Origin of the sequence: Desulfotruncus alcoholivorax DSM 16058, from assembly GCF_000430885.1 — a bacterium.
Lineage (GTDB): Bacteria > Bacillota > Desulfotomaculia > Desulfotomaculales > Desulfallaceae > Desulfotruncus > Desulfotruncus alcoholivorax.
The window spans coordinates 37,252-49,083 of sequence record NZ_AUMW01000028.1 but is presented as its reverse complement, the minus strand read 5'-3'; the positions used below and the strand labels follow the sequence as shown (position 1 = coordinate 49,083).

The 11,832-nt window shown below is 47.5% G+C and carries 10 protein-coding genes; 9 read left to right on the top strand and 1 reads right to left on the bottom strand.

Annotation, left to right across the window (positions count from 1 at the left end; translation table 11 throughout):
- Positions 1–956: 956 nt before the first annotated feature.
- The 3 genes from aroF to H569_RS0113775 all read left to right on the top strand — a co-directional run bounded on the left by aroF (position 957) and on the right by H569_RS0113775 (position 4,601).
- Positions 957–1,970, top strand: a complete 1,014-nt coding sequence (aroF, locus tag H569_RS0113785; protein ID WP_027365475.1) for a 3-deoxy-7-phosphoheptulonate synthase — start codon at positions 957–959, stop codon at positions 1,968–1,970.
- Between the two features lie 14 nt (positions 1,971–1,984).
- Positions 1,985–3,166: a prephenate dehydratase gene (pheA, locus tag H569_RS20430; protein ID WP_051273662.1), complete on the top strand. Its 1,182-nt coding sequence runs from the start codon at positions 1,985–1,987 to the stop codon at positions 3,164–3,166.
- A 157-nt stretch (positions 3,167–3,323) separates the two neighbouring features.
- Entirely contained in the window at positions 3,324–4,601 is a 1,278-nt protein-coding gene (locus H569_RS0113775; RefSeq protein ID WP_027365474.1) for a GAF domain-containing sensor histidine kinase, read from the top strand.
- 327 nt (positions 4,602–4,928) lie between these two features.
- Here H569_RS0113775 and H569_RS0113770 read toward each other — a convergent pair whose 3' ends face one another.
- Positions 4,929–6,083 (bottom strand): multidrug effflux MFS transporter, encoded by a 1,155-nt coding sequence (locus tag H569_RS0113770; protein ID WP_207637564.1) that lies wholly within the window; start codon positions 6,081–6,083, stop codon positions 4,929–4,931.
- Positions 6,084–6,506: 423 nt separating this feature from the next.
- Here H569_RS0113770 and H569_RS0113765 point away from each other — a divergent pair, with 423 nt between their 5' ends.
- The 6 genes from H569_RS0113765 (at position 6,507) to H569_RS0113740 (ending at position 11,829) form a co-directional block, all read left to right on the top strand.
- Entirely contained in the window at positions 6,507–8,246 is a 1,740-nt protein-coding gene (locus tag H569_RS0113765) for a sigma-54-dependent Fis family transcriptional regulator (RefSeq protein WP_034630722.1), read from the top strand.
- 230 nt (positions 8,247–8,476) lie between these two features.
- Positions 8,477–8,782, top strand: a complete 306-nt coding sequence (locus H569_RS0113760; protein ID WP_027365471.1) for a (2Fe-2S)-binding protein — start codon at positions 8,477–8,479, stop codon at positions 8,780–8,782.
- Positions 8,779–9,858, top strand: a complete 1,080-nt coding sequence (locus H569_RS0113755) for an NAD(P)/FAD-dependent oxidoreductase (protein WP_027365470.1) — start codon at positions 8,779–8,781, stop codon at positions 9,856–9,858. Before H569_RS0113760 ends, H569_RS0113755 begins: the two co-directional genes overlap by 4 nt.
- Positions 9,859–9,875: 17 nt before the next feature.
- Entirely contained in the window at positions 9,876–10,370 is a 495-nt protein-coding gene (locus tag H569_RS0113750; protein ID WP_027365469.1) for a 4Fe-4S binding protein, read from the top strand.
- A complete protein-coding gene (locus H569_RS0113745) occupies positions 10,371–10,688 on the top strand; it encodes a (2Fe-2S)-binding protein (RefSeq protein WP_027365468.1) in 318 nt (105 codons plus the stop codon).
- A complete protein-coding gene (locus H569_RS0113740; protein WP_027365467.1) occupies positions 10,681–11,829 on the top strand; it encodes an NAD(P)/FAD-dependent oxidoreductase in 1,149 nt (382 codons plus the stop codon). The genes H569_RS0113745 and H569_RS0113740 overlap by 8 nt, the downstream gene beginning before the upstream one ends.
- Positions 11,830–11,832: the final 3 nt, after the last annotated feature.

The following is an 11,832-nucleotide window of genomic DNA, read 5'->3' as shown; positions in this document are numbered from 1 at the left end:
ATCCTTCAACTGACCTTTTGCATTTCGCCAGTCCCAAAGAGCACAAATCTCTTTGGATAGTCGAGTGCGCAGCCAAGAGGGGTTAGCGTCCATTAGTTCTTTAATGAACTGGATGTCTTCAGCAGTTATTTGCCGTTCTTGGGTATTCAATATTTCGTTCATGGAAGAATTTTAGCATAATAACGTTAAGAAGACCAGCATTGTCCTATTAAGTATACATTAGCAATCTATAGGTAATTGCTCTATTTAGGAATATATCGAACTACAAAGGTGATAATGGACCAAGAAGGAGTTGCTTGGTTTCCTTGCACCAAAAGTGCGGAAGAACCTATCTGTCATTGTTACCTCCTGCAGAATTAAATTCATTGATCTTGTGAATTTTTTGATTAATTTTCCAAGGAAACCGAAAATCGTCGAGCTTGTTAGCTTCATTCAGTTTATTTTACCATACCCATATATTTTAAACTTGCAAATTTTTTTGCAACATGCTATATTAATGCACAACAATAGTTTATTTAAATTTGATGAAGAGGAAAAGTAGGCAGGAAACAGGCCCCCAGGGAGAGAATGTCGTCGACTGGAAGCATTCTCGGGTCATGACCGGCTGAAGTTCTCCTCGGAGAAGCCGGCTGAAACCCTCACCGGGCAAGTAGGTCAGGACGTGTTCTTCCCACGTTACAAGGAAGGGGGTATCGGAATATTATTCCCGTACTTTCAGCCGAGGTGGTCCCGTATTTTAATGCGGGTCAACCGGGGTGGTAACGCGGTGGCTTAGCCTCTCGTCCCTGGGATGAGAGGTTTTTGTGTTTGCCGGGGTGTAAATATTTCCCGTACCTTGGATCAAGCGGACTCGATATTATGTCGGGTCAAACAGGGTGGTACCGCGGAAGCAACCCGTCACTTTCGTCCCTGCCAGGGATGAGTGGCGGGTTATTATATTTTATGGAGGGATTGTTATGGTTGTAGTGATGAAATTAAATTCTGCTCAGGAGCAAATTGACAGGGTCAACGAATGGCTGCATAATAGAGGATTCCAGACCCATATGATTAAAGGCGTCAAAAGAATAGTGATTGGCGCGGTGGGAGACAAACGTTCCGTTGCGATGGCTAGTATTGAAGCGCTGCCGGGAGTAGAGAAAGTGATGCGGGTAATGAAACCTTACAAGCTGGTTAGCCGGGAGTACAAAGAAGAAAATTCAGTGATAAAGGTAGGACACCTGGAGATCGGTGGCCAGAGACTGGTCGTTATAGCGGGACCCTGTGCGGTAGAAAGTAAAGATCAACTGGTTACTGCTGCACGGGCGGTTTACAAGTCCGGTGCCGCTATACTGCGTGGCGGGGCCTACAAGCCCAGGACATCACCATATAGCTTCCAGGGCTTGGAGGAAGAGGGCCTGCGTCTTTTGGCCGAGGCCGGGGAAGAAACAGGCCTGGCCACGGTAACCGAAGTTATTGACGAGGCAAGTCTCAATATGGCGGTCAATTACGTCGATATGATTCAAATCGGCGCCAGGAATATGCAGAATTTCCGGCTGCTGCAATTGGCAGGGAAAGTAAATAAGCCGGTTCTGCTTAAAAGGGGATTATCAGCGACGGTGGAGGAGTGGCTGATGGCGGCTGAATATATAATTACTTCGGGCAATGAAAATGTAATACTTTGTGAACGAGGTATCCGTACTTTTGAAAACAGCACCAGGAACACGCTGGATCTAAGTGCGGTAGCTCTGGCTAAAACTTTAACGCACTTGCCCGTTATTGTTGACCCCAGCCACGCAACAGGCAAGCGGGAACTGGTGGGACCTATGTCCAGGGCAGCCCTGGCTGCCGGTGCCGACGGACTTATTGTCGAGGTGCACCCGGACCCGCAGGTGGCGCTCTGTGACGGGCCGCAGTCACTTCACCCTGTTGAGTTTGATTCACTAATGGCTGGACTTCGGCCGCTGGCTGCTGCAGTGGGCAGGACGCTGTAAAGGGGGCGTTAATTATGACTAAGCTTGGTTACCTTGGGCCAGAGGGAACTTACTCTCATACAGTGGCGTTACGTTATGCAGCCGGGCACGGGTGCGAACCGGTTTGCTGCTACAGCCTGTCGTCTGTATTTCAACAAATTGGGGACGGTTTATTGGATATGGGGGTAGTGCCGGTGGAAAATTCAACTGAAGGTTCCGTTGGTGAAACACTGGATTTATTACTGTCTTGCGAAGGCATATATGTTAATGCCGAGCTTTTGCTTCCGGTGCGCCACCACCTCTTGGCCCGACCCGGAGCTGTTCTGGACGGGATTGAAAAAGTTTATTCTCACCCCCAGGCGCTGGCCCAGTGTAGAAGATTTATTGCCGAGCATTTGCCCGGCGCGCAGCTGGTGGAGGCTGCCAGTACGGCGGCGGCAGCTCTGGCAGTTGCCAATGGGCCGCCTGCCGTGGCGGCTATTGGCTCTGAAAATGCGGCGGCGGCCTACGAGTTAGAATTATTAAGTTCGGACATTCAAAGCAATAATGATAACGTTACCAGGTTTTTTGTGATAAGCAAGGATAAGATGAATTTGACCGTCCCGTCAAAGACATCACTGGCGCTGGCTGTTCTTGATCAACCCGGCGCGCTATCCCGGATATTGAGAGAATTTTCTTTGCGGGCCATTAACCTTACCCGCATTGAGTCCAGGCCCGCGGGCAGCAAATTAGGAGACTATATTTTCTTTATAGACCTGGCCGGGCGAGTGGACGACCCGGTGGTGGCAGAAGCAATAGAAGCCATTAACGATAATACCTTATGGATGAAATTTCTGGGGTGTTACCCCGCCTGCGAGGGTTTTGAAAACTATCAACAGGGTAAGGATAAGGAATCAGGCTATTCCAATATACATCAATTAAGGGAAAAAATTGACCTTGTTGATGATGAAATATTGTACTTGTTTACTATGCGCCAGAGGCTGGTGGATCGGATAGCAGATTTTAAAAAGGGTACATGTGAGGTATTTGATCAAGCCCGTGAGGCGGAAATTATGCGCCGGGTAAAGGAACAGGCCCGTAAAAACAACCTTAATACCGATATGGTGGTTAAAATATTCAGGCTAATGTTGGTGGAATCCGTACGTAGACAAAAAAACCTGATTTCAGCCGGCCAGCCCCCCAAGACGCTAGCGCGGCACCAGCAAATGATGAAATAATCTGCGGGAGGTCCGGTGGCTCCCAGCGTTTTATTCTTGCTAAAAGCCAAAAGGGGTAAGTATGTGACCGTTCGCTGACGTTTTGTTGACACCTCTCCATGTGAAATGCAATGATAAAGTTAAAACTGCATACTATTGCGTGGTGAGGGTGGTTAAGTTGTCTGGAAAAAATGCCGGACTTTCACCCGGGGAGCTGTCTACCCTGCTGGAGATCAGCAGGGTTATAACGTCAAGCTTACCATTAAGGAATATGTTTGAAACGATACACGCCTACCTGTCAGGAATATTAACTTATGAAATAGGATCTTTGTATATTAATGAAAAGAGCAGGTTTAACCTAAAAGCAGGAGTAGGCGTTGAAGACAGTGCTTTGACAAATTTGAGCAACCGGGCGGGGACAAATTACTTGCTGAAAAAAATAAAGGGCACTGGAAGACCATGGAGGTCCTCCCAAGTTTTTACATTGGAACAAATCAAGAAACATCCTTTTTACGTTCAGGTTCTCGAGCCAATGGGTATATTGTATACCGCTGGGGCTCCAATTCGGGATGGACACCAGATTTTAGGCAGCATTCATCTTGGACGCAAGCCGGAGGATGGGGATTTTAGCGATAAAGATATGCAAATACTGGAAATTGTTGCTAATTTGCTTTCTCCCGCAATTAGAAATATTAAAATTAAAAAGATTAGCTGGCAGCTTGATGGTTTGGCTGTTTCAGGCAACGGCCGTAAGGCCAAGGATAATAATACGGCTAAATTAAGAGGCGGTAGCGATGACCGGCAAATGCAGTTATTGGGATCAGTTTCTTCGGTAATGGCCAAGGAATTAAGAAACCCTCTATCAGGTTTAAAAATGTCCTTTTATTCGCTGGCCAGAAATTTTACCTCGGGGGTTATGGCCCAGCAGGACCTTGAACAGATGGACTGTTCTATTAAAAGAATGGAAAAGACGGTGCAGATTTTATTGAACCTTTCAGGTGACTTGCATTTGCGACGGGAATGGGTTGATATCAATGATCTAATGGATGAGGTCATTAAAACGCTGGGGCCGATAATGGACCCTGATGTTGTGATTATCAAAGATTATTCTTCGTTGCCCAAAGTATATGTAGACCGGGAAAAAATGCATACTGTATTTGGAAATGTCATTGAAAATGCGCTTGACGCCATGCCGGGCGGGGGCAGGTTGCGCATAATCACTACTGAAAATCAGGGGCGGGTTTACGTTATTTTGGAAGATAACGGCATTGGTGTAGACGCCAAAATTAAAGAAACCATATTTGATCCTTTTGTCAGCAACAAGTCCAGTGGAGTTGGTCTGGGGCTAACGGTATGTGAAAGGATAGTTGAGTCTCATGGCGGCAAAATAAAACTTCGCAGCAACGGAGGCAAGGGAACTGCAGTATGCATAGATATGCCGGTTGGTATAAGTTAGTATGTAAATCAACTTGGATACCACTTTGCTGCTTGAAACCTGCAAAAGACTGGGTTATAGATAATGGAAGTTGTTGTTCTACCGATTTTCATTGGTGGTTTGCGTTGGAACATCATGGCGGTTAACAGGAATTCGGTAAAATTATAAGATAAAAAGCTGAATGATAATAGTTAAATGATAACAATTAAACGCTATAAAGACCCCAAGGGGTCTTTATTTTGTGTTCACCCGGCATGTCTGCCAGTACAGAATATTGCTGTGGTATAAACCGGTTATTTGTGCGCTTTTAAAAATCTTGAAATATTGCTCAAGAAAATAAAAACTTAATTATCTATACCGTTTAAGGACGGCGTAAAAGACAAGCGAGCCAACGTCGGCAACTGCGATGACCACTCCCATCGGTACCGCTGTGCTTCTACCGCCAAGACCTACGAGTGGGGCCACAAATGCTCCAAAGATGAACGAAAGCAAACCAAGCAGTGCCGCGGCACTACCTGCCGAGTGGCCATAATTTTCCATAGCCAGTGAAGAACCTGCGGTGCCTACGATCCCAACGCTGGACACAACTACAAACAAGGTGGGCAGGATACCGGAGAGTCCTGCTCCTATAAGAATCATGATCAGTAGGCTAACGCTGCCAATTGAAGCCATACCTAGACCAATGACGAATAATTTGGCGACACTAATTCGGCCGGCCAGTCTACCGGTAATTTGGCCGGCGATGATGATGCCGAGGCCGTTGATGGCAAAGAAGATGCTAAACAGCTGCGGGGAGGCACCGAAGATGTCTTGAATAACAAAGGGCGAACCGGAAATATAGGCAAACATGGCAGCAACTACAAGGCCTTGGGGCAGAGCATAGCCCATAAAAACGGGGTCACTAACCAGGCTACGATAGGTGGATAAAGTGTTGGTGATGCCGGCCTTAGAGCGGAGCTGCACAGGTAATGTTTCAGGTAAGCCGAATAGCACTGCCAGGAGCATGACTATACCGACTATACTCAATACGATAAAAACACCTCGCCAAGTGGTGAGTTGTAATAGCTGTCCGCCTATAATCGGCGCAAGGATTGGACCCACACCATTGACTAACATTAACAGGGCAAAAAATTTAGTCATCTCTGTGCCGGAGTATAGATCTCTAACGATGGCGCGGGAAATTACAATCCCTGCGGAGCCTGCCAAACCCTGGATAAATCTCAGTAAAATCAATCTCCAGATGGAAGGGCTAATGGCACAGAGCAGTGATGAAACAAAAAAGGTAATCAGTCCAACCATTAAGGGGATACGTCGACCGCGCACGTCGCTTTGTGAACCGGCAAGTACTTGGCCCAATGCAATCCCCAGCAGGCAAGCTGTCAGGCTGAGCTGGGTCAGCGATGCGCCGGCGGACAGGTCCTTGGCCAAAGAAGGCAGGGAAGGTAAATACATGTCGATAGATAGCGGCCCAAAAGCAGACAATGCACCCAATACGATAGCCATCCACAATCGGCGTGATTGTGATAGTGAAGGTGCAGAACCGGTGAAATCGCCAGTATAATTATTCATGTAAAATTTTAATCTCTCCTTGACAATAATGTAGCTGTAGTTAGTTATTTAATTGTGTCAAATTGAGTATTTGCAGACAGATTGGAACAAGCTGTTAAAATAAATCAACCACCCGGGTTTACTCCCCCAGATGGATGATTGTTCACTATGTTCTCTTAATAAATTGTTCCCTCAATGATGGTAATTGTATCAATTAAAACAGGTAGAACCGGTCTGCATACTATACTACCGCAATGCGCTGAGGAAAGCAAGCCTACCCCTGCGCAGTTGGTTTTTAGCCCCAATGCTTAAAAAAATAATTTCTGGTATAATTAAATAAGCAATTAAATGGCTGAAAGCTGGAACGTGGGGGATAATATGAGTCAAACTGGTTTTTTGACTGTAGCTGATATGCTGTGCCGCAATTTTGTGGAAGTCGCTCCGGATATTTCAGCCGGCCAAGGGAGAGTTATCCTGGAAAAAAAACAAGTTACCGGGCCGTCTTTTTTGGTAATAGTTAAAAAAAAAGAGATTGTTGGCGTTATCGACCGGCAAAAGCTGTTTAATGTTGATATTGACCCCAATGCAAGCATCAGTGAAATTATGAGCAAGGATTTTTTGATCATTGATAAAAAATCCTTAAAAGAAGATATTTTTACTTATATGAATGATTTACGGGTTTATTCGTTAATTGCCATTGATGAAAAAAATAAAGTGCTGGGCATTTTACTTTTGGACGTGCTGCTTGCCGAGTTGATTGACCGTTATAGAATAACCCATGCCAGGCTGGAAGCTGTATTGAATACCGTTGAAGAAGCTATAACCATAATTAATGACCAAGATGTGGTTACTCATTGGAATCACCGGGCGGAAGCCTTATATGATATAAGTGCTGAAAAAATTGTCGGCAATAATATTGGAGAATATTTTTCCAATTTAATGGTGACCAAGGTATTTAAAGAGCGTCAGGGAGTACGTGCGATGTATCACCAGCCTTGTGCCGGTACGCATGTATTAATCAGTGCCAATCCGGTCAAAGTTGGCGACCAGGTGGTTGGCGGTGTATCCTCGGAGCGCGATATTACCGAAGTGGTCGAGCTAAACCAAAAACTCAGCCAGGCCAGCAGCCAGGTACATAAATTGCAAAAGGAAATTAAAAGAATTACCGGTGGCCACAACCCCTTTGCCCGGATCAAAGGGCACCATCATAAATTAAAAGAACTGATTAGTATTGCCAAGAAAGTTGCTGTAACTCACGCGGCAGTGCTTATTAGGGGCGAGAGCGGTACAGGCAAAGAGTTGTTTGCCAGGGCCATTCACGAGGCCAGCAACCGTGCGGACAAGCCTTTTGTGGTGGTCAACTGTGCCGCCATACCGCCAACATTATTTGAGAGTGAGGTATTCGGCTACGAGGCCGGGGCATTTACCGGTGCCAGCAGGCATGGAAAAGCCGGTTTTTTTGAAAATGCCAATGGCGGTACGCTGTTCCTGGATGAAGTGGCAGAGCTCCCGACTGGTTTGCAGGTTAAGCTGCTAAGAGTACTGCAGGACCAGGTTTTCCGCAGGGTGGGGGGGGCTGCCCCTATTAGGGTAGATGTGCGGATTGTTGCCGCGACCAATCGCAATTTGGAAGAAATGCTTACAAATGGGCTTTTTAGGGAGGATTTATATTACCGTTTAAATGTGGTATCTTTGGAAGTACCACCTTTAAGGGAGAGGCGCGAGGATATTCCTGAATTGGTTTACCAGTTTATTCGGGAGTACAGCCAGTTATACGGTAAGCGCATAACCAGGCTGGATCCGGAAGCGATGGCAGCGCTACTGGCATATCCCTGGCCCGGGAATGTGCGGGAAATGAAAAACTCCATTGAGCGGATGGTAATTATGGCCGACGGTGAGGTTATCACCGCGGAATGTATTCCGGCTGCTCTGAAACAGAGCTCCAAGCATAAACTGCCTTACCAGGCGGGATTGGTGTCGGTAACCGAGCAAACTGAGCGGGATATAATTAGCCGCGCGCTAAAACAAACCAATGGCAACCGCTCGCAGGCGGCCCGTATGTTGGGGATACCCCGCAGCACTTTATATTATAAAATGCATCAGCTGGGCCTGATGTAGCCTTATTGTTCAAAAGTGTCGGAAAAATGTCGAAGTGTACAAAAAACTGACGTTTGTATACTGAATCAAACAATCAAAAGCTTGCGCAGGCAGGCTTTTTCTTTTGGAACGCTATTTGCGTATTAAAATAGCTGTGTGTCGGGTAATTTTTTGTTAACCACTTGGGGATTGTTTTTTGGAATAAATTTTGTTACTTCCGAAGCGCTGAATAATAAGGAGGCAATGGCTTAATGCGGGTAACAGAACATCCCATTTTAAACTTTCAGAAGGGTGCCAAGGTGAAGTTTTATTACAATGATCTGGAGCTGGAAGGTTACGAAGGTGAAACTATTGCTGCTGCACTGCATGCAAACGGTATACGTACAATGAGAGAAAGTATTCACCTGCACCGTCCAAGGGGTCTCTTCTGCAACATAGGTAATTGCTCATCCTGCCTGATGGTGGTTGATGGGAAACCTAATGTCCGGGTTTGCGTGGAAAAATTACGCGCGGGTATTCGCGTGCAAACCCAGAGAGGGAAGGGTGAATTGAAGTGAAACAAACTGAGATTTGTATCGTTGGGGGCGGGCCGGCCGGCTTAACCGCAGCCCTAAAAGCTGCCGCCCTGGGTGCGGCTGTAACATTAATCGACCGTAATGACTATCTGGGTGGTCAATTAATTAAACAAACGCACCGCTTTTTTGGTTCAAAACAGCAGCGGGCATCGGAGCGGGGCATCAATATTGCCCGGGAACTTGCCGCTGCTGTGCAAAATGAGGAAAGAATTACAGTATTAACCGGGGCGACGGTCCTCGGCTATTATAAAGACGGTGTCATCACTGTTGAACAAAATGAACAGTACTTAAAAATAAAGCCCCAGAAAATAATTATGGCTACCGGCGGAGCGGAGAAAAGCCTGGCCTTCCCCAATAATGACCTGCCCGGTATTTACGGGGCGGGTGCCGTACAAACCCTGGTTAACGTTTACGGTGTGAAGCCCGGGAACAGGGTTTTAATGGTCGGTGCCGGGAACATCGGCGTAATTGTTAGTTACCAGTTGCTGCAGGCGGGAGTGGAAGTGGCCGCCATAATTGAAGCAGCCCCCGCGATTGGCGCTTATTGGGTACATGCCTCCAAGGTTGTGCGTGCCGGCGTGCCGATATACACCGGCCATACGATCAAGCGGGCCTGGGGTGAAAAGGAAGTAGAAGGTGCTACCATTATCCGGTTGGATGGGAAGTGGCAGCCGGTTCCGGGATCCGAAAAAGATTTGGACGTAGATGTAATCTGTTTGTCTGTTGGATTAAGCCCGCTCACCGAGTTGCTGTGGCAGGCGGGATGCCGGATGAGGTTTGTGCCTGAACTGGGCGGGCACGTACCGCTGAGAAATGAGCTGTTGGAAACTTCCGTACCGGGTATATATGTCGCCGGCGATGTAAGCGGTATTGAAGAAGCGTCTGCAGCCATGATGGAGGGGGCGCTGGCAGGCTTGAACGCTGCCAAAGCACTGGGCTATGATGCGCCTGATTTTGCCCAACAGCGTGATAACATCATCAAAGAATTGGCAGAATTAAGATCAGGCCCTGTTGGTGAGAAAATACGCAATGGATTAGTAAAAGCGGGCCTGGCATAAGGAAGGGAGGAATCGTGGTGTTAGCACAAAATGGTATACCCACTGCAGAGGATTTGGCCCGGGTAAGGCCCACCGCGGAAAGATTGGCCAGAGGGCCTGTGGCTGTGGCTGAATGTTTTCAAAATATACCATGCGACCCATGTTACCACAGTTGTAAGCGGCAGGCCATCAAACCCTTTGCCGATATCAATGACCGGCCGCAGGTTGACCATGATCAATGCAACGGCTGCGGCATGTGCCTGATGCGCTGCCCCGGTTTGGCCATTTTTGTTATTGATCATACATATGGCGAAACAGAGGCCCTGGTAAAACTGCCTTATGAATTTTTACCGCTGCCTAATGAAGGTGATGTGGTGGATGCTGTGAACCGGGCCGGCAAAGTAGTGGGGGAAGCCCGGGTTGAAAAGGTGCAGAGCGGCGCAAAGTTGGATGGTACCAGCGTTGTCTGGTTGTCCGTGCCCAAAGATTTGTCCATGGAAGTGCGCCATTTTAAAATTAGGGAGGTGCGGTAGATGGCGGAATGTGACTGCAGCAATCAAAAAGAGCAAAAGGAGCGAAAAGACGTAACTGTTGTCTGCCGTTGCGAAGATATTACTCTGGAAAAGATTCGCGAATATATTGATAAGGGTATAACTGATCTGGAACAGTTAAAAAGATTATTGCGTGTGGGCATGGGGCCGTGCCAGGGACGTACCTGTACACCGCTGATAATTCGGGAAATAGCCGCCGTTACGGGTAAGCCTCTGTCGGAGGTGCCGCTTACCACTTTCCGCCCCCCGACCGCCCCGGTCAAGCTGGGAGTATTGGCCGGAGGTGAGTGCGATGACTAAAACCGCTGAAGCGATAGTTATCGGTGGAGGGATTATCGGGTGCGCCACTGCCTATAACCTGGCTAAACTGGGCTGCAAAAATGTTGTGCTGGTGGAAGAAAAATATTTGGCCAGTGGAGCCACAGGCCGCTGCGGCGCCGGGGTGCGCATGCAATGGGGAACCGAGCCCAACTGTCTGTTGTCCCGTGACAGTATCCGTATGTTTGAAAGCCTGGAAGAAGAATTGGAATATAATGACAGTATAGAATTTAAACAAAGCGGCTACCTGTTGCTGGCCTATAACGAAAAAATGGTTGAACAATTTCACAAAAATCTTGGTCTGCAGCACAAGTTGGGTATCCCGTCCCGCTGGGTAACCCCGGAAGAAGCCAGGGAAATAGTGCCGCATTTAAATATACAGGGTTTACACGGCGCAACTTTCTGTGAGAAAGACGGCCATTGCAATCCTTTTAAAGCAACGGACGCTTATGCTGGGGCAGCCAAACGCCTGGGTGTCGAAATTCTGACATATACCAGGGTGACCAACCTGTTAAAGTACGGGGATAAAATTAAAGGGGTCGAAACAACCGCCGGCACTATTGAAGCACCTATGGTTATTAGTTGCGCCGGTTCTTATACCAGGGAACTGGGCCGCATGGTGGGAGTGGATATTCCTGTTTACCCGGAGCGCCACCAAATACTGGTTACTGAGCCGGTGGAGCCATTGCAAGGCCCGATGGTAATGTCCTTCTATCACGGTATCTACTGCCAGCAGGTGCCGCACGGCGGGTTTGTGATGGGATTGGGTGACCCCAATGAAATTAAAGATTACAACACTGATTCCACGTGGCATTTTATGCAGGAAATGGCCGCCAAGATTACTTTTATCCTGCCGGTGCTTAAAGAATTGCGCGTGGTGCGCCAGTGGGCCGGTCTATATGATTTAACCCCGGATAAAACCCAAATTCTCGGGGCGGTGGCTGAAGTGCCCGGTTTCTACGTCGCTGCCGGTTTTTCCGGCCACGGCTTTATGGTCGCGCCGGTGGTGGGCAAGTTAATGGCCGAAGTAATGCTGGGTAAGGAGCATGAATACCCCATAGATATGTATGGTTTTCAACGTTTTGCCAGCGGTAATCTATACGTTGAACCGTCAGTTGTATAGTAA